The sequence below is a fragment of the Carboxylicivirga mesophila genome, from assembly GCF_018271975.1.
In the GTDB taxonomy this organism is placed as follows: Bacteria; Bacteroidota; Bacteroidia; order Bacteroidales; family Marinilabiliaceae; genus Carboxylicivirga; species Carboxylicivirga mesophila.
In genome coordinates, this window is sequence record NZ_JAGUCN010000015.1 from 1 (window position 1) to 19,604 (window position 19,604).

Here is a 19,604-nt window from a genome sequence, read left to right on the forward strand (position 1 = left end):
CATCCATTTGAATCTTCAACAGTAACACCATAAGTTCCGTTATCTGTTACATCAGCCGGATCGATGGTTAAGGTAGCACCTGTTTCACCACCAATGACAACTCCTCCTTTTGTCCAGGTATAAGTTGTATAGGTACCTGAACCACCTGAGGCATTGGCACTAATCACCAAACTTCCTCCATCACAAACAGGAGAATTGTAGGATGGTGCTACAACTGGGTTTTCTGAAACGGTTACACTTGTGGTAGATGAGTTTACACAAGTAGTTACATCTTGAATTGTAAGTGTAAATGTGTGAGTACCTACTCCATAATCGTTTGAAGATAATGTTATATCCTGACTTGTACCAACTTCAGTACCACCTGCATTGGTCCAGGTATAACTGGCCATCCCATCCGGATCGGCATACAGCAGAATATCTTCTCCCAAACAAACATCGCCTCCATTGGAGGCAACAGGCACAGGTAAAGGATTAACTGTAACAGTAGATGTACCGTTCATTACAGCAGTACACGTGCTTTCGGTACCATTAACAGCTTCTACCCGATAAGTCTCAGTTGTATTTACAATAAAACTAATTGGGCTTCCGTTTCCATTTACAGGAAAGCCAATCGGATTATCACCACTATCAAATAACTGATATTCCATACCAGTTTCGGAGCCACTTAATGTAAGTGTAGCATTTTCTCCCGCACATATATCAATGGTAGCCGGACTTAAATCAAAGGCAGTTGGTGTCTGATATACATATGTGTAATCCCACTCTGTATCAACAATAAACCCAAGGTTATTTTTTTGTATATACTCAAAGTAAATAGGAACGTTATAGTATTCAGATGTTACCCTATCAGGATAGAACCTCAATACCGTACTTTGACCAGATCCAACATATTCGGCCCAATCAGGGTGTTCTTCAGATGAACCAACGATGGTAGTAATTGTCCACTCTATAGTTACAGCATCGGCATCGACATTATCAGGTACAATATCAACAAAGCCTGCATCAGAGCAATATTTGTCCCCTAAACTTGAAATAGGATTACCAGGACGGGCGCCTTTTAATACCGGTAGACCGTAACTGACCCGCTTTTCTGTAAAATAATTTGTGGCCTGACGTAATTCTTTCTTAGATATATCCTGAGCGAAAGCACTAACACTAACCAGTGCAATAACCAGACTTACAAACCATCTAAACCTAAAAAGTAACATTCTTTTCATAAACTTTGAGTTTATTTCTGCCCCCAACTTCTCTACCCTTCTACACAGCATTAAAAATATAACATCGTTACCGAAACCCATTAAGAATCGACCGTAATCTTTTAATATTTTTATTAACAGTCCATAATTACAGACTAATCCTAACTTTACAGACATATAACACTGCCTCATCCAGAGCCAACAGCAACGTTCATTCTTAAACAATTACGTTTTTTACGTTAACACTGTACAGATGTTACGCCATCAAAGGCATTATTTGGCTTTTTCTTCAGTTCAGTTTTCCATATTACATTCTATTCTTTCTTAGCTCCAATACCTAAACTGGTTAAAAGCTTAGGCTTCTCTTCGAGAGCAATACGAACCACCTTCACATAGTCACTTACATAACGCTGCATATTTACCAACTTTTTCTTCTTTAAGTCCGTCAAACGACGCACCTCTCCCTGAGCTTCCAAACACTTATCAGAAAGCTGCCCCAATTGCTTCAAACGCGCCTGCAACTCACGAATAGTGTCAGTGCTAATATTATAAACTTTAAGCGCATTGAGCCAACTGGAATTATTCATCAGATTGGACACAAAAGCACTTATTTGAAAGAGCAATTCATTATAGGTTCTTGCCCGAGACCCGTTTAACATCAGAGCTTCAGCGGCCTTTAAATCTTCACTCAAAACTATTCGAGCAAGTTTAAGACAGCGCATATAATCCTTTTTGATGCCTGCCAATAGCGAATTCTTATCGCGAAAGACAAGCCTTTTATGGTTTTTTGCTTGCTCAACGGCAGTGACAATGCCAGCCAACTCACGATTAAGGCTATAAATGTGGTTCAGATCATCCTCACTATAACCAAATTGAGTGACAGTATTTTTAATCGACTGCTGATTCAGGCTATTATAAAGCAACAGCTCTACACCCGATTGATAGTTTGCTATGCTATTTTTTGTATAATGCATATTCTATCTAGTTTAACTTATCTATTGAATTATAATAGAAGTCAAATTATATAATTTTTATAAATATTTTAAATATTTTTTTACTTATGCAAATTATTTTAATTCTATTTAATATTTTCATTTTTCTAATTTATATTTGTATTTATTCAATTAGTAAAAATATTTATTCATATTATTTTCAGATAACTTAATTTATACACAAGATTATTCCATTAATTGTATAGGTATAGGTGATGTTATATAAGACTTACAAATATTTCTAATAGGTAATACTAATAAGTAATTCGAGTCGACTATTAAGCATTAGCTGAATGACACCTCCAGAAGAAAGAAGAAAGAATAAACAACTAGCAAGTCACTAGTTACATCTAGATTTAGACCGCAATTGACGTTAGAGAAGATTGACGATGATGAGATTACATCATATAAAAAGCCGCCTTGCAATACAAACAGGCTATACTGAAACTAGCTGGCAATTATTCATTTCCCCCCAAGACATAAAAAAGCCGTCTGAAACCCAATTCAGACGGCAAATATTTTTTACTATAAAACTCTCTAAATAATCACCATGGTAGCCCCATAACCATATTCCTGAAAAGAGGCATCCTGAAATGTATGCTTTTTGTATTGGCGCTCGAGTAATTTGCGCAGTTCACTCTTTAATTTACCATTACCCACACCGTGAATAAAAACAATCTTTTTCCCACGATTCTGCTTATTATCATCCATCACCTGCTTAAACTTATCCAATTGAATAGTTATAATCTCCCCCTTACTCAAACCTGCTATGGAATCAATCAGCTCATCAATATGTAAATCTACTTCCAGCATTTTATCATCATCACGCCTTTTGACCTTCTTTCGTGCGGGTTGATTATCTTTTTCCTTTATGGCTTTCTTTATTTCACGTTCACTCAATGCCTCTATCTTTCGTTCCAGATCGCCTTTTATAACTGGCAACAAAACGGCCTTTTCGTGATAATAGGCATTATCGGCAAAAACATTATCCTTTAAAAACCGTGGTGCTTTAATTTTCACTACTTCAGCAATCGGCGCTACATTTTTAAATGTTTTTCCTTTCTTAAACAGAATTAGATTCACCTGCCATTGACGATCATCAAGCTGCATCACTGCCAGCTTATCAAGTGCCACCTTTGTATTTGGCTCCACCTCTCCGTGATAGAACAAATCAAGACTGCCATCTTTACGGAGATTACTAATAGTATAATAGACGAAGTAATTACTGTCATTTACAGCCTGGATTCGCAAATCACCTGATGCCTGCCCCGGCTTATCGCCTTGCAAAAAGGCTATATAGAATTGTGGTGCTGAATCATCACCCGCCTCTTCAATGTATTCATACTCCTCCACTTCTTCCACAACTGCACTACCTGCTGCATTACTATCACTTTTGGGCTGCTCTTCTTTAATAACAACGCATTCACTGATAAGCACGGGTACCTCAAAGCCATCTTCATCTTCCACATACGCCAGCTTACCATCAACACGCACCACAACACCGCCACCACTTATATCTAAAAAGCGAACCACATCACCTGCCTTCACATTCATAATTATTGATTTAAAAGTTTGATTTTTTTTGACAAATAATCTTAACAACTAACACCTGATTTGGTGCAGTCGCACAAAGTTAACTAAATTTGTCGCGCCAAAAATGCAGAATATGATTAAGCCGAATATATCTATAAGTGATTACACCTACCATTTACCCGACGAACGCATTGCCAAATACCCTTTAAGCAACAGGGATGCATCAAAACTTCTTATTTATAAGAATAAGGAAATCAGGGAAGACCTATTCAAAAACATCACTGAAGAACTTCCATCTAAAGCACTGCTGGCTTTTAACAATACCAAAGTCATCAGAGCTCGATTACGTTTTCAAAAACTAACTGGCGCACAAATAGAAATATTCTGCCTGGAACCATTATCGCCTGCTGAAGTACAAATGGCCTTTGACAGCAGAACAGCAACAAGCTGGAAATGCATTGTGGGCAATGCACGTAAGTGGAAAAACGAACCATTGTCTCAATCATTTACGATTGACAACCAAACAATCCTTCTACAAATAGAAAAAGGGGAACGCCTGGGCGATGCCTATTCAATTAGGTTTAGCTGGGATAACCCACAGATATCGTTTGCCGAAATAATTGAGCACATCGGTCTAACACCTATTCCTCCATACCTGAACCGTGAAACGGAAGACATTGATAAAGATCGCTATCAGACGGTTTACTCAGAACACCAAGGTTCGGTTGCTGCGCCAACTGCTGGTTTACATTTCACGGAGGACATTCTTAAAATGCTCACCAATAATGGTCACTCGTTACTGAATGTAACCCTTCACGTCGGAGCAGGCACTTTTAAGCCAGTCAAATCGGAGGAAATAGCAGGCCATGAAATGCATACAGAACATTTTGTGATAGAAAGGAATGCTCTTGAAAGACTTATCGCTAACAAGCAACAGCTGATTGCCGTTGGCACAACGTCGGTACGAACACTTGAGAGCCTCTATTGGTACGGCGTTCGTCTACTAACCGGCCATAGCATCAACAACGGCATTGAACAATGGGATCCGTATAACCTGAGTGCAAAACACACAACAAAGGAGGCATTAACTGCACTCCTCGAGTATATGAACAATAATAATCTGACTTATTTAGCTGGTAAAACAGCCATCATTATTGTGCCTGGTTATCACTTTAAACTTATTAATGGTCTTGTAACTAATTTTCATCAGCCACAAAGTACATTGCTACTACTAATTGGTGCAATTGTTGGCAACAAATGGAGAGATATTTATAATTATGCCCTCAATAATGATTTTCGTTTTCTCAGCTATGGAGATAGCTCACTATTGATGATCGAACAAGAATAGACTAAATAACAAAGGGCACTTTAAACGGTGCCCTATTTTTATAATTCGCGTTTGGCAATCTCATCCTCCAGAATTTCTTCAATATCAGCCACACAGCTACCACATATAGTAGCCACATCCGTTTCATCCTGAAGTTCTTCAAAAGAGGTGATATCCTTTTCTCTTATCACTTTTATAATATCAGCTTTTGTCAGCTGCATATGTCTACAAACAAAATCATTATCATCAAACATGTTGCTTCCTTAGTTTTTAGATTGAACACCGCCAGCGATAATCGCAGGCTTTCTAGTTATCTGAAATAACATCACTAATAGGAATTTGTTTCCAGACCTCGTCTTCATAAACACTGAGGTATTTACATCCCGACGCTTTTAATCCGGTTGCAGCCTCTTGAAATCCTGAGCATAATTCAGAAGGGTGATGTGCATCGACTGAAACAGTCAAAGGAATATCGAGTTCAACACAACGCTGAATAACATTTTCATTTGGAAACCATGTATGGTATTTGCCCCGGTAGATGCCTCTTGTATTCACTTCAACAATTACAGAAGATGCTGCAATTACCTGCAAGGTTTCTTCCATAGCATCTTTGTACCACGTATTTGATTCGGAAAAATAGTCTTTCTTGTTGTTCATAACAACTTTATCCATGTGAGCAATCACGTCAGGTTTCTGCACCTGAACCATTTCTCTTATTTGCGCATAATATTGCTCAACCGCTCTTCTGGCATCACCATCAAAACATTGCTTTATTCCTTTATCATAGTTAGTTGATGGTCCATCTAAAAACCATAAACCATTACGCTTGGCAGGGTTAGTCACCAGATGAACAGAACCTATCAGGTAGTCCAACTGCCCTAGCTTACGCCATTCATGAAACGGAATGCTCTTTCCTTCTCCGATATAGTCGGCTTCAAGGGAACGGTATATTTTAATTTGATCCTTATACTTAATTTTACATCGCTCCACCTCTTCCACATACGCCGATAAATCCTCAAAACGCATAGCCCAGGCTGTTTCGAACATAACCGGTGCATGACTTGAAAAACCTATCGATGATAAACCTTGTTTGATAGCGCTGATACACACCTCTTCAACACTAGCCTTGCCATCGCAAAAGGATGAATGCGTATGATAACTGAAATATTTCATACCACTTATTTTAAGGCTGACAAAAGTGTTAATAAATTCTTAAAATGACAATGACAGAACGCGTGCACCTATAGCAGAGTCTAAAACTAAGGGCATATAATTCGGATAGTCCTAAAATCCTGCTATTTTTGCTTACTCATCATTTGCGCATACTTTTAACAAATGGGTTTACTACCAGAAATAGAGAAGTTAAAGCTTAGTTAAAATGGCTGTTGGTTAACAAAAATTAACGAACATCAAATATTTGAATAGCCCAATATTGTGTTTATTTGAAAGTAACGAGATAAATATTCAAAAAATATAAAAAACAGATAAATAAAATAATCATCATGGAACAATCCGTAGACATTAAAGCGATAAATGAACGCATCAAAGAAGAAAGCTCTTTTGTTGACTTGTTAACAATGGAAATGAACAAGGTTATTGTTGGTCAGAAACACCTTGTCGAAGGTCTTTTAATTGGCTTATTATCTGATGGCCATATTCTTTTGGAAGGTGTTCCCGGATTGGCAAAAACACTTGCTATTAACACATTGGCCACTATTGTCGACGCTAAGTTCTCGCGTATTCAATTTACGCCTGACTTGCTACCTGCCGATTTATTAGGTACAATGATTTATAGCCAGAAAAAAGAAGAGTTCATTGTTAAGCAAGGTCCCATCTTCACCAACTTTGTATTGGCCGATGAGATTAACCGTGCCCCTGCTAAAGTACAAAGTGCCTTATTAGAAGCCATGCAGGAACGTCAGGTGACCATTGGTGAAACCACTTATCCGCTTGAGGAACCATTTTTGGTGATGGCCACCCAAAACCCCATTGAGCAAGAAGGTACTTACCCATTGCCCGAAGCACAGGTTGACCGTTTTATGCTTAAGCTGGTGCTTGACTATCCAAAGAAAGATGAGGAGCAAATGATCATTCGCCATAATCTGGCTAAAACATTCCCAAAAGCATCAACCATACTGAAGCCTGAGGATATCATTAGAGCACGCCAGGTGGTTAAAGATGTTTACATGGATGAGAAAATTGAAAAATACATTGTTGATATCACTTTTGCTACGCGTTACCCTGAGCAATATGGATTGGAGAAATTTAAGGACATGATTTCGTATGGTGCTTCGCCTCGTGCGAGTATCAGTTTATCTATGGCCTCAAAAGCCTATGCATTCATTAAGCGTCGCGGCTATGTGATTCCTGAAGATGTGCGTGCTATCTGTCACGATGTATTGCGTCACCGTATTGGCTTATCGTACGAAGCTGAAGCCAATAACATCACATCAGAAGAAATTATCAGCGAAATATTGAATCAGGTTGAAGTACCATAGCGATAGCTGCTGCTACTAGCCATTAGCTAATAGCTTCCTATGATTACGAAACATTTTGTTTAACTTCTAAACGAGTTTAGATTGGAAGCAACTGATTTATTAAAGAAAGTACGTCAGATAGAGATTAAAACCAGGGGTTTATCGGCCAATATTTTTGCCGGCGAATATCATTCGGCATTTAAGGGTCGCGGTATGACTTTTAGTGAAGTGCGTGAATATCAATATGGCGACGACATACGTAACATCGACTGGAACGTAACGGCCCGCTTCAATCATCCATACATTAAGGTGTTTGAAGAAGAGCGGGAACTGACCGTTTTGCTAATGATTGACGTTTCAGGCTCCCGCGAGTTTGGTACCTCATTCAAATACAAAAAGAATATTATAACCGAGATGGCCGCTGTGCTGGCTTTCTCGGCTATCCAGAATAACGATAAGATTGGGGTCATCTTTTTTAGCGACCGGATAGAGAAATTCATCCCGCCTAAGAAGGGCCGTAAACACATTCTGCATATCATTCGCGAGTTTATCACCTTTACACCTGAACACCGTGAAACCAATATTTCGGAAGCACTAAAGTACCTGACCAATGCCATTAAAAAGCGTTGCACAGCCTTTATTATTTCCGATTTTATTGATGATGATTTTGAGGATGCCCTTAAGATTGCCAACCAAAAGCACGATGTGGTAGCCTTAAAGGTGTATGATAAGCGCGAAACAGAGATTCCATCCATCGGTATGATTAAGCTGAAAGATGCCGAAACGGGTCAATATCAATGGGCCGATACATCCAACAGAGCTGTAAGGGAGGCCTACAGTAGATGGTGGCGCGAAACAGATGATGCCACGCGCAGACTTTTCAGCAAGTGCGGTGTCGACAATGTGTCGGTTCGCACCGATGACGACTATGTAAAAGCGCTGATATCGTTATTTAAAAAACGTATATAAATGAATCGTATAAAAAAACATATATCCCGTGTAATAGTATCTTTTCTGATTCTTTCAACTGGAGTTGTGCATAACGCAAGTGCTCAGAATGTATCTGTTTCAGCAGAAATGGATTCAACTGTCATATTTATTGGTGGGCAAATTGACCTGAAGTTACAGTTAAGTCAACCCGACAACATCGACTTGAGTTTTCCATTATTGACCGATACTATTACAAAAAACATAGAAATTGTAAAAGCCGGACAATTGGATACTTTAAACCGTGATAACGGCCGCTATCTGATTGAGCAAAGCTTCAGGATTACATCGTTTGACAGTGGTTTGCATTATATTCCTCCCATTGTTTTTGAGGAAGTCAGTCAGAAACTGGGTAAAGCGATACAAACCGAGCCCATGGCACTGATGGTATTTAATCCGTTTGATGAAGTAGATCCACAAAAGGGTATTGTAGATATTAAACAGCCCATGCAGGCCCCATTCCATCTGTCGGAATTGTATAAATACCTGCCATGGGTGCTGGGCATTATTCTGCTGGCTGGCATAGTTACATTTATTATACTCAGGTATTTTGGCAAAGAAGTGCCGGTTAAGATTTTTGCAAAACCTGCACCAGTGATTCCTCCCCATGTGAAGGCGCTTGAAGCTCTGGATAAAATTAAGCAGGAGAAGCTTTGGCAACACAATCGCATCAAAGAATATTACTCTGGTGTCTCCGACACATTGCGCCATTACATCGAAGAGCGCTTTGAAATAAGAGCCATGGAGCAAACTACCGATGAAATAATGAACTCATTCAAAGGCATTGATTTCAGAGATGGTAAATCAATAGATAACCTTAGACAAATATTAATTACTTCGGATTTGGTGAAGTTTGCCAAGCATGAGCCTTTGCCAGATGAAAATGACTTAAGCATGATCAATGCCTTCTTTTTTGTGAATCAAACTAAACTGGAAGAAATAAAGTCACTGGAAGAAGAGAAGGAAGCCATGCTTAATAAGGAAAATGAAGTGCTTAATGTATCAAACAGTAGTGAACAATGATGAATAATATAACATTTACACAACCCTACTTTTTTTGGTTACTGCTGATTGTACCTGCCTATATAGCCTGGTACGTTTGGAAGCAAAAGGGCATGCAGGCCTCGCTTAAAATCTCCACACTGAGAGGATTTGCAAAGGCCCCCACCTCCAATAAAGTATATTTGCGTCATTTGCTGTTTGCCTTTCGTGTCCTTAGCATCATTCTTTTAATCTTTGTTCTGGCTCGTCCGCAATCGAGCAACAGTTTCAGAAACGAGATTACTGAGGGGATTGACATTATGATGGCCCTGGACATATCAGGTAGTATGTTGGCTGAAGATTTTAAACCCAATCGCCTGGAAGCGGCCAAGGAGGTAGCTGCAGAATTTATTAAAGGACGTCCGAATGATAAAATTGGATTGGTGATATATGCCGCTGAAAGTTTTACCCAGTGCCCGCTGACAACGGACCACAATGTACTCCAGAACCTGTTTAGGGATATCAACATGGGTGATTTGGAGGACGGTACGGCTATTGGCATGGGATTGGCAACAGCTGTGCAGCGCATCAAAGATAGCGAAGCGAAAAGCAAGGTAATCATATTGGTGTCGGATGGTGAGAACAACCGTGGAGAAATTGCGCCAATGACGGCGGCTGAAATTGCAAAAACCTTTGGCATTAGAGTATATACGATCGGTGTTGGTACCAACGGTATGGCGCCCTTCCCTATGCAAACCGTTTTTGGCAAACAATATCAGCAAATGGAAGTTAAGATCGATGAAGAGTTATTGCAAGGCATAGCTGATTTAACTGACGGCAGATATTTCAGAGCAACCGACAAGCAAAAACTAGATGAAATATACAAGGAGATTGACCTATTGGAGAAGACAAGAATAGAAGTACGCGAGTATACAAAACGCAAAGAGGAATACTGGTGGTTCGCAGCCTTTGCCGGTCTATTTCTTTTGCTGGAGATATTTATGCGTAGCACCGTTTTCAGAAATCTACCTTAATAATTAAACAAGCAACAGCCTCAATAATTAATTTATTCAGGCGCCACTAACGACTGTAAAGAACAAGATAAAATGAATATATTCAGATTTGAACATCCGGATGCGCTCTATTTACTCTTGCTGATTCCTGCCTTGGCCTTTATCCATTTGTATCTGGCTAAACGACGCAGAAAGGCACTAGAGGAATTTGGTAATGTAGAGCTACTTAATGATCTGATGCCAAATGTGTCCTTTAAGCGTCCTACGGTTAAGTTTTATATTCTGCTGCTGGCCTTCATTCTGCTCATCATAACCATTGCAGGACCACAGTATGGTAGTAAACTGCAAACTGTCAAACGAAAAGGTATTGAATTGATTGTAGCCCTGGATGTGTCCAATAGTATGATGGCACAGGATATAGAGCCCAATCGACTGGAGCGGGCTAAAAGAGCGATATCCCGACTCATTGATAAACTGCAGAACGACAGAGTTGGTTTTATTGTCTTTGCTGGGGAGGCATACGTTCAATTACCAATCACCACAGACTATGCATCAGCGAAGATGTTTCTGAATTCTATAAACACTAATGTAGTTGGTACACAAGGTACCGCCATTGGCGCCGCCATCAATAAAGGTATCAGCTCGTTTACAACTCAGGAAGACATCAACAGAGCCATCATTGTAATAACCGATGGTGAGAACCACGAGGATGATCCTTTAGCAGCTGCTAAAATGGCGGCCGATAAAGGCATAAAAATCTATACCGTTGGGATGGGTTTACCTAAGGGAGCACCTATACCTGTGGCTGAAGGGCGCAGTAACGACTTTATGAAAGACAAAGATGGTAATGTGGTCATTTCAAAACTGGATGAAGAAACACTTCAAAAAGTAGCCATCACAGGCAATGGGGCATATATTCCCGCCAATAATATTCGCAATGGCATTAACAACCTGGTAGATGAATTGAGCCAGTTAGAAAAATCCGAACTGGAAGCCAAGGTGTATACCGATTATGACGATCAGTTTCAGTATTTCGCCGCCTTTGCCTTACTACTGATTATTCTCGAATTTATTATTCTAGAAAGGAAGAACAGACGTTTAAAGCACATCAATATATTTGAGGTAAAAGATAACAAAGAGTAAAGATTAACGGGTATGATGAATTTAAAATATATCACATTAATAGCTATTCTGCTTCTTGGGGTCTTTAACCTGAAGGCGCAGGATGAGCGCAAGTTTATCAGAAGTGGTAACTCTCACTTTGCCGACTCGGCCTTTCTCGAATCGGAAATTGAATACCGCAAAGCACTTGATAAAACAGATAATTCCTTCGAAGCCCAATTTAATTTGGGTGATGCATTATATAAGCAGGAAAAATTTAATGAAGCATTGGACCAGTTTCAGATTTTAGCAGGTACCGAGCAAGCGCCTGAAAAACTGGCACAGGTGTACCACAACATGGGTAACAGCTATTTTGCCATGCAAAAACTGCAGGAAAGCCTGGAAGCATATAAAAATGCGTTGCGCAACAACCCTGAGGACCATGATAGCCGCTACAACCTGATTGCCGTTCAGAAGTTACTGGATCAACAGCAGCAAAACCAAGATCAGCAAGACCAACAGGACCAGCAGGACCAACAACAGCAGCAAGATCAACAACAGGAACAACAGCAACAGCAGCAGGATCAACAACAAGACCAGCAGCAACAAGATCAACAGAATCAACAACAGCAGGATCAACAGCAGCAGCAAAACCAGCAGCAACAGCAGCAGCCTTCTGAGCAGATGTCGAAAGAGGATGCACAGCGTTTACTCAATGCCATCCAGCAGGATGAAAATGAATTGCAAAAAAAACTGCGTAAAGCCAAAGCTGGACAACGAACAAAAACAGAAAAAAATTGGTAGAAGTACTATTTTTGCACAAAACACTCTAAAATATGCGACTCACAATTCTTTCCATAGTACTATTCATCACTGCCTGCATTTCTGCCAACGCGCAGGAAATAAGCTTTACAGCCCGTGCACAGTCAGCAGTAGTAGTTGGAGATAAGTTTCAATTAGTTTATACACTTAACAAAGAAGGCAGTGATATACGCCTCCCCTCATTACAGGATTTCCAGATATTGATGGGCCCCAGCACTACTTATTCTACCAGCACTTCCATTATCAATGGTAAGGTATCGCGCGAAACAACGTATACCTATACATTTATTTTAAAAGCACTGAAAGAAGGCCAGTTTACCATTCCTTCGGCTACCATTAAAGTAGATGATGAAAAGGTGAGCTCCAATGCTGTTAGCATTAAGGTGGTGAAAGGTGATGCGCAAGCTCAACAAGACAATCAAAGTAGTGCAACTGCTGGCTCAGCACCTTCCGATGATGACCTGTTTATTACGGTTACGCCATCGAAGAAAAACCTGTACCAGGGGGAAGCAATGGTGTTAACCACTAAAATTTTTACCAAAGTACAGCTCGAAGGCCTATCGGACATCAAGCAGCCTGAGTTGGCCTCATTTATTACACAAACACTTAAAGATCAGGATGGCATTAAGTGGACCATGGAAAATATCAATGGTAAAACCTATAATGTGGGCACCTATGAACAAAAGCTATTGTTTCCGCAGAAATCAGGTAAATTAACCATTGAACCAACCGAGATAGAGTTTATGGTGCGTCAGCGAGTAGCACGCAGTCGTTCACGCAGTATTTTTGACGACTTCTTCGAGTCAAATTACAGAACCGTCAAAAAAAGAGTCAAATCCAAACCTATAGCGATTAATGTAAAACCTTTGCCATCTGGAAGACCTGCCGGTTATTCGGGCGGTGTTGGGCAGTTGAGCATGCAGGCCAGTGTTAACAAAAATGATGTGGCCGTAAACGATGGTATCACGCTCAAAGTCGTCATAAGCGGTACCGGTAATCACAAGTTTATAGAAGATCCGGCGATTCAGTTTCCGGCTGATTTTGATGATTTCGATGCAAAAGTATCAAACAGCATTAGTAATACAGCCCGCGGTATGAAAGGATCAAAAACCTATGAATACCTGATGATACCGCGTCATGCCGGCACCTTTACAATACCATCCATCCAGTTTGCCTACTTTGATCCGGCCAAAGGCCAATATCAGTCAATGGAATCGGGCCCAATCAGTATTAATGTGGCCAAAGGAGAAGGTGATGAAACAAGCACTTCGGGTGTTGTAAGATCCAATGTGACGAAAGAGAATGTGAAGTTCATCGGCAAGGATATCCGATTTATTAAAACCGGCAAAACACAACTAAAACCAACTGGCACATTCTTTATCGGAAGCCTCACGTATTACCTGGCTTTATTGATACCATTATCATTATTTGTGTTGCTGTTTATCATTAACCAGAAGCGTTTAAAGGAGAATGCCAATGCCTCGTTAATGAAAACAAAGAAAGCCAACAAAATAGCTAAGAAACGCCTGAAAAAGTCGGCACATTTCCTTAAAACAGGTGAAAAAGAAGCCTTCTACGAAGAGGTGCTTCGTGCACTTTGGGGTTATTTAAGCGACAAATTAACCCTGCCATTAAGCGAATTGTCGAAAGATAATGCTGGTGAATTACTTCAGCAATCCAATGTTTCGGACGAGGTCATTTCTGATATGATGAATATTCTGGATACCTGCGAATTTGCTCGCTATGCACCAGCTTCAGGCACTGGAGAAATGGATAAGCTTTACAAACATACAATTGCAACTATCAGCCAGCTCGAAAACCAAATAAAACGTTAATGATGAAGCAATTAATTATACTATTCGTTTTTTGCCTTGCTACAGTAATAGCTAAAGGCCAGGACGACCGTTTTGAAGAAGGCAACATGCAATACAGTAATGGCGACTTTCAATCGGCCATTGATACATACAAAGGTATTTTATCCACTGGTGTAGAAAGCGGTGCCTTGTATTTTAACCTCGGTAATGCCTTTTATAAAAATGGTGAATTAGCCAGCGCCATTCTTAACTATGAACGTGCTTTGCTGTTAAAACCACACGACAAGGACATCAAGTATAACCTGGAGCTGGCCTACTCACAAACCACAGATAAGATAGAGTCGGTTGATGAGTTCTTTTTAAGCAAGTGGGTGGCAGATTTCAGGAATAAAACAACATCAGACACCTGGGCCTTTATTGGCCTGGCTTGTTTTATCCTGACCCTGGTTATGGCTGCCCTTTTCTTCTTTTCAAATTCGGTATTGCTGAAGAAAGCTGGGTTTTACCTGGGAGTTGGTTTACTATTGGGCACATTTGTCACCTTATCATTTAGTTATCGTCAGAAAACGAAACTGGTGGTGCGCAACCATGCTATTGTATTCAGCCCTTCACTTACTGTTAAAAGTTCACCAGATGCCAGTGGTACTGAAATATTTATTTTACACGAAGGTACTAAAGTAGAGATTATCAGCACCCTTGGGCAATGGAAAGAAATACAGATTGCTGATGGTACTGTTGGTTGGGTTGAAGAAAGCTCAATCACTGTGATCTGAAGCAAGTTTTTACCGCATAAAAAAAGCTCCCTGTCCGTTGACAAGGAGCTTTTTTATTATAAACACCCAAACTACTGATTGGCTCATCTTCATTATTATTCTGAAGCGCCAATCAAATATATCTTATATATCATCTTGATTAGCTATCAAGTATTTGTCAATCACATACCATGCATATATCAAAGTTATGGCTGCACCAATTATTTCTATCGCAATCATTACTGTTATTTGACTATCACTGTTTCAATTGCCTTGCCAAAAATTGCATTACACTGTATTTGTGTACTTTAACGAAATACCAACACATAACACTATCCATATATTGGAATTGTATGTATTTTATGGAAAAACAAAGCGGTCATCCGTCTCTCAAGAGGAATGACCGCTCATACTTTAGTTTATGGTTGCTATCTATAAGATGATTTTTCTACCAAAAAGTTGATTGTTCTTAGATAGAATCAAGTAGTAAGGTGCCTCTTCCTTTTTTAAGTCCAATTCTTCTTTTAAAGGTCCAGCCTTAATATCCGCCTTTTCCTTCACCTTATCACCTTCCTGATTAAATAACTCAAGCAGGTAATCACCATCTGGTAATTCACATTCAATGTGCATTAATGTCTGAAGCTTTTCATTCTCCATAATTTTTTCAATTTTCACTTTCACATCTTTCAGATCTAAAGGCTCAGAAGTCAACTTTTTTGACGAAATGCCTAATTTCTTTAAAAATGGGATGTCTTCCATAGGAATAGACTCCACTTTGACAGTCATGTGGTGCGTATGCTTTTCTTTCCAGTGCATGGGCATCTTTTCATCATCCGTGGCAATTACAATTGTTTTAACTCCAGATTCCCCATCTACCTCACAATCAATCTCTTTTTGAATAATCTTTACAACGTCGCCATCCTCACTTATAAACTCATTAATATCAAAATCTCCTTCTTTCTCTCTCAAAAACATGATATGATTTCGGTGCATTTCTTCCATATTCTCCAGCTCAATGCCCTTTTCTTTCAGCATTTTCTCAATTTCGATATGCATCTTTTCCATATCTCCATCAAATTCAAAATGAAAATCATTTAGCGAATCCATGGTAAAAGCCATCACCTTCATATGTTTGTTAATCTCTTCCCTGTTAGCACCCATGATGCTGTCCATATTAATCACTGTTGTCTCGCCACCCGATTGTATTACAAATACATCATGCGTAAAAGTAGTATCCATGTCAACCACCTTCTTACCATCGCTGCCCACCACTTTTACTTTGACCCGGTTCTCCTTTTTTGTTTGTGCTGTCGCCTGATAGCTTACACCGCCAATAAGCAGTCCAATCAGGGCTAACCATAGAGCATTCTTTCGTTTTTTCATAGCTTCCGCGTTATTCGTTAGTATTATTTTCTGAATCATTTTAATAATTCACTCTGTACACTTATTCAATGTCAAATGTATGAATGAACTGATTATATGCGGGTTAAGGCGCGGTTAAAAAGAGTTAAGGAAAGGTTAATGTATAAGTACACTTTTACTCAAACACTTATCTTTACACTATAATTAAGTCATTTATGAAACGTAAATCAATACAGGGACTAATACTTTTAATGAGCCTTTCGCTGTTGGGTATTATTGCCGCTCAATATTTATGGATACAACAGTCGGTTAACGTGCAGCGTGAGAAATTTCAGGCGGCAGTTTACAGGTCGCTTGACAATGCTGTCCAAAGAATGGAAAAAGAGCAAAGTGCTGATTATATCTTTCGCGAGTTTTTCCACCAGCCACGTTCAAAATCAAGCACAAGTTACCGTCAAGATAACAATGGCAATGTGTCTATCATCAGACAAAAAAGTACCAGCTCTGTCAAACCTAATATTGTATACCAGAAAAAAGACACCGTTATTACGCAAGGAGGCACACGCATAGAAGTGCATACCGAGGTGAATGGCAACCAAACCGATCATCAGGTATGGATTAATGCATCAGGTGAGGCTGTTGATTTGATCGAACTGGAAGAACAGATGGTTCATATTGAAGACTCTATTGAAGTGGTGATCAGTGCCATGGAAGAGCGCAACCAGGAGATTAAAGAAGTATTTAATCAGATGAAACGCGAAATTGAAGCACGCCATAATCCACTTCAGGCACGCATTGATCTTGAGCACCTTAACGAAGTTCTGACACAGGAACTAGCTCAGAATGGTATAGATACGAAATTTGAATTTGGCGTATTTAATCAAATTACGCGCCAGCTCTCCAATTACAAAACCACTAATTTTGATATTTCAAAAGCTAATACTTACCAGCCATTTCAAATTAACCTGTTTCCGCGAGATATCTTCAGAGGCATCACACCCTATGAATTAGTGGTCTATTTTCCCGATGCAGCATCGTACCTGGTGAAAACCATTGGCTGGATGGTATCGCTCTCAGCCATATTTACACTGTTTATTCTCATTACCTTTTTCATCACCATGCGGACAATATTAACGCAAAAAAAGGTATCGCAGATAAAAACAGACTTTATCAATAACATGACTCATGAGTTCAAAACGCCTATTGCTACCATTAGTCTGGCTACCGACAGTATTTTAACCCCAACCATCATTAATAACGAGGCGCATGTCAAAAGCTTTTTAAAAATTATTAAAGAAGAAAACAGCCGGATGAACAGTCATGTGGAACGTGTGCTGCAAATGTCGCAGATTGAGAAGAAAGATTTCTCGGTTGTAAAAGCATCGCACGATATTCATGAACTTATCCTGCGCGCCGTTGATAACATGCAGCTTTTAGCCAATGAAACCAATGGTAAAATAAGCACCTCCTTAAAAGCCGAATTAAGCGTATTTTTAGTAGATGAAATACATTTTACCAATGTTATTGTAAATTTACTGGAAAATGCACTGAAGTATGCAAAAGAACAACCATTGGTAACACTTTCGACCATTAATAATAACAATGGCATTGTAATAAAAATAGCCGATAACGGCATAGGTATGACGCGTGAACAGCAAAACAAAATCTTTGAAAAATTCTACCGAGCCGCGGGAGGCAATGTGCATAATGTTAAAGGCTTTGGACTGGGCCTAAGCTATGTTAAGGCGGTCATTGACGCTCACCATGGTTCAATAAGTGTAAAAAGTAAAATAAACGTTGGAACTGAGTTTAGTATTCAACTACCTTACAAATAAAAACAATGACGGATACAAACAGAGTTTTTATGGTGGAAGATGACCGCAATTTTGGTACGGTCATGAAAGCCTATCTGGAGATTAATAAGTTTGAGGTAACCTGGGTGAAAGATGGCCTGCAAGCCTTTAAGCGCTTTAAAGAAGGGCAGTACGACATATGCATTCTTGATGTGATGCTTCCCAATGTGGATGGCTTTACCATTGCCCGTGAAATAAAAGAATATAACCAGGATATTCCCATTATTTTTCTAACCGCCAAGGTAATGAAGGAAGATGTACTGGAAGGATTTAGCACAGGGGCTGATGACTATATTACCAAACCCTTTGATTCCGAGATTCTTATTTGTAAAATCAATGCCATACTGAACCGCAATAAACGTCAGCAAACAGAAGAAGTGCCTTCTGAATATACCATTGGTAACGCCACATTCAACCATGAATTCAGAACCATCACCATTGCTGGAGAGGAACAGAAACTATCACCAAAAGAGGCGGATTTATTGCTGCTGCTTTGTCAGACACAAAATAAGGTTCTCCCGCGCGATAAAGCACTGAAACAGGTTTGGGGAGAAACCGGCTATTTTACCACAAGAAGTATGGATGTTTACATCACCAAGCTTAGAAAGTACCTTAAAGATGTTGAAGGCGTTGAGATAATAAATATTCACGGCAGTGGTTATCAACTAAGAATCGATTAATCGCTTTTAAGCTGTAACTTATGCTCTACTGTGTGCGTCCTACAATCATTAATCACTAAAACGCAATATGATGAAACAACTGACCATACTCATTGGCCTATTGATTTGTACGCTGGCAGCTTTTGGCCAGACCAAAAAGGCAGAAGTAGACAAGACATTTGAGAACATAACTGACGTGGAAGTTAACGTAGTGTTTAGCGACGTAGTAGTGGAAGCTGCTGACGGCAACGCTGTGCATGTAACAGGCACATTAACATGGGACCGGGAAAAAGACGAATATGAGATTATAACGCGTCAATCGGGCACAACTCTATATGTAGAAGTAAAGCATCCGCGTAATTCAAAGGGAAGTGCCGAAGGACAATTTCACATTACTATGCCGGCAATGACGGATTTAGACGTCAACAGTGTGAGCGGTGATATTAAAGTTAGTGGAGTTGGACAACGAAAGGTCAAATGTAATACGGTTTCGGGAGATATTATTGCAGAGAAAATCGGTAGCGATATATCTGCCAACACAGTATCAGGCGACATTGAACTGAAAGGTGTTAAAGGTAATGCCAAATCAAATACAGTATCGGGCGATGCAGAACTAGCAGATATTGATGGTAACCTGAAGGGCAACTCTGTTTCCGGCGATTTCCGTATTACAAACCTCAAAGGTAGTCGCGAAATAAGCACATTATCAGGAAGTGTGAGATAAACTTGACACTC

18 protein-coding genes are annotated in these 19,604 nt (G+C 39.7%); 12 read left to right on the top strand and 6 right to left on the bottom strand.

The window, feature by feature from the left end:
- The 3 genes from KEM09_RS13260 to KEM09_RS13270 all read right to left on the bottom strand — a co-directional run.
- Positions 1–1,217: Ig-like domain-containing protein (locus KEM09_RS13260; RefSeq protein WP_212228998.1), on the bottom strand; the 1,217-nt coding region annotated here is incomplete at its 3' end.
- 293 nt (positions 1,218–1,510) lie between these two features.
- A complete protein-coding gene (locus tag KEM09_RS13265; protein WP_212229000.1) occupies positions 1,511–2,170 on the bottom strand; it encodes a PQLLE family protein in 660 nt (219 codons plus the stop codon).
- 555 nt (positions 2,171–2,725) lie between these two features.
- Positions 2,726–3,742 carry a DUF2027 domain-containing protein gene (locus tag KEM09_RS13270; RefSeq protein WP_212229002.1) on the bottom strand — a complete coding sequence of 339 codons (1,017 nt, stop codon included), beginning with the start codon at positions 3,740–3,742 and terminating at the stop codon, positions 2,726–2,728.
- A 112-nt stretch (positions 3,743–3,854) separates the two neighbouring features.
- Here KEM09_RS13270 and KEM09_RS13275 point away from each other — a divergent pair, with 112 nt between their 5' ends.
- Positions 3,855–5,069, top strand: coding sequence for an S-adenosylmethionine:tRNA ribosyltransferase-isomerase (locus KEM09_RS13275; RefSeq protein WP_212229003.1), 1,215 nt, complete (start codon positions 3,855–3,857; stop codon positions 5,067–5,069).
- A 38-nt stretch (positions 5,070–5,107) separates the two neighbouring features.
- Here KEM09_RS13275 and KEM09_RS13280 read toward each other — a convergent pair whose 3' ends face one another.
- Positions 5,108–5,269, bottom strand: coding sequence for a (2Fe-2S)-binding protein (locus KEM09_RS13280; protein ID WP_244824999.1), 162 nt, complete (start codon positions 5,267–5,269; stop codon positions 5,108–5,110).
- Positions 5,270–5,354: 85 nt separating this feature from the next.
- Complete coding sequence (locus KEM09_RS13285; RefSeq protein ID WP_212229005.1) at positions 5,355–6,221, bottom strand: histidinol-phosphatase; 867 nt, start codon at positions 6,219–6,221, stop codon at positions 5,355–5,357.
- 329 nt (positions 6,222–6,550) lie between these two features.
- Between KEM09_RS13285 and KEM09_RS13290 the strand changes: the two genes are divergently transcribed.
- From KEM09_RS13290 to KEM09_RS13325, 8 genes are all read left to right on the top strand, one after another.
- On the top strand, positions 6,551–7,546 hold the full coding sequence (locus tag KEM09_RS13290) for an AAA family ATPase (RefSeq protein WP_212229006.1): 996 nt from the start codon (positions 6,551–6,553) through the stop codon (positions 7,544–7,546).
- An 81-nt stretch (positions 7,547–7,627) separates the two neighbouring features.
- Positions 7,628–8,494, top strand: coding sequence for a DUF58 domain-containing protein (locus tag KEM09_RS13295; protein ID WP_212229007.1), 867 nt, complete (start codon positions 7,628–7,630; stop codon positions 8,492–8,494).
- Complete coding sequence (locus tag KEM09_RS13300) at positions 8,495–9,535, top strand: hypothetical protein (protein WP_212229008.1); 1,041 nt, start codon at positions 8,495–8,497, stop codon at positions 9,533–9,535.
- Positions 9,532–10,527 carry a vWA domain-containing protein gene (locus tag KEM09_RS13305; protein WP_244825002.1) on the top strand — a complete coding sequence of 332 codons (996 nt, stop codon included), beginning with the start codon at positions 9,532–9,534 and terminating at the stop codon, positions 10,525–10,527. The genes KEM09_RS13300 and KEM09_RS13305 overlap by 4 nt, the downstream gene beginning before the upstream one ends.
- A 72-nt stretch (positions 10,528–10,599) precedes the next feature.
- On the top strand, positions 10,600–11,649 hold the full coding sequence (locus KEM09_RS13310; protein ID WP_244825004.1) for a VWA domain-containing protein: 1,050 nt from the start codon (positions 10,600–10,602) through the stop codon (positions 11,647–11,649).
- Between the two features lie 12 nt (positions 11,650–11,661).
- Complete coding sequence (locus KEM09_RS13315) at positions 11,662–12,411, top strand: tetratricopeptide repeat protein (protein ID WP_244825005.1); 750 nt, start codon at positions 11,662–11,664, stop codon at positions 12,409–12,411.
- 32 nt (positions 12,412–12,443) lie between these two features.
- On the top strand, positions 12,444–14,264 hold the full coding sequence (locus KEM09_RS13320; protein ID WP_212229009.1) for a BatD family protein: 1,821 nt from the start codon (positions 12,444–12,446) through the stop codon (positions 14,262–14,264).
- Positions 14,264–15,016 carry a tetratricopeptide repeat protein gene (locus KEM09_RS13325; RefSeq protein ID WP_244825006.1) on the top strand — a complete coding sequence of 251 codons (753 nt, stop codon included), beginning with the start codon at positions 14,264–14,266 and terminating at the stop codon, positions 15,014–15,016. The genes KEM09_RS13320 and KEM09_RS13325 overlap by 1 nt, the downstream gene beginning before the upstream one ends.
- Positions 15,017–15,427: 411 nt before the next feature.
- Here the strand turns inward: KEM09_RS13325 and KEM09_RS13330 are convergent, their stop codons facing one another.
- Positions 15,428–16,378, bottom strand: coding sequence for a hypothetical protein (locus tag KEM09_RS13330; RefSeq protein ID WP_212229011.1), 951 nt, complete (start codon positions 16,376–16,378; stop codon positions 15,428–15,430).
- A gap of 194 nt (positions 16,379–16,572) precedes the next feature.
- Here KEM09_RS13330 and KEM09_RS13335 point away from each other — a divergent pair, with 194 nt between their 5' ends.
- The 3 genes from KEM09_RS13335 (at position 16,573) to KEM09_RS13345 (ending at position 19,593) form a co-directional block, all read left to right on the top strand.
- Positions 16,573–18,192, top strand: coding sequence for a sensor histidine kinase (locus KEM09_RS13335; RefSeq protein ID WP_212229013.1), 1,620 nt, complete (start codon positions 16,573–16,575; stop codon positions 18,190–18,192).
- Positions 18,193–18,197: 5 nt separating this feature from the next.
- Positions 18,198–18,890, top strand: a complete 693-nt coding sequence (locus KEM09_RS13340) for a response regulator transcription factor (RefSeq protein ID WP_212229015.1) — start codon at positions 18,198–18,200, stop codon at positions 18,888–18,890.
- Positions 18,891–18,957: 67 nt separating this feature from the next.
- Positions 18,958–19,593 (top strand): DUF4097 family beta strand repeat-containing protein, encoded by a 636-nt coding sequence (locus tag KEM09_RS13345; RefSeq protein WP_212229017.1) that lies wholly within the window; start codon positions 18,958–18,960, stop codon positions 19,591–19,593.
- The last annotated feature ends 11 nt before the right edge of the window (positions 19,594–19,604 follow it).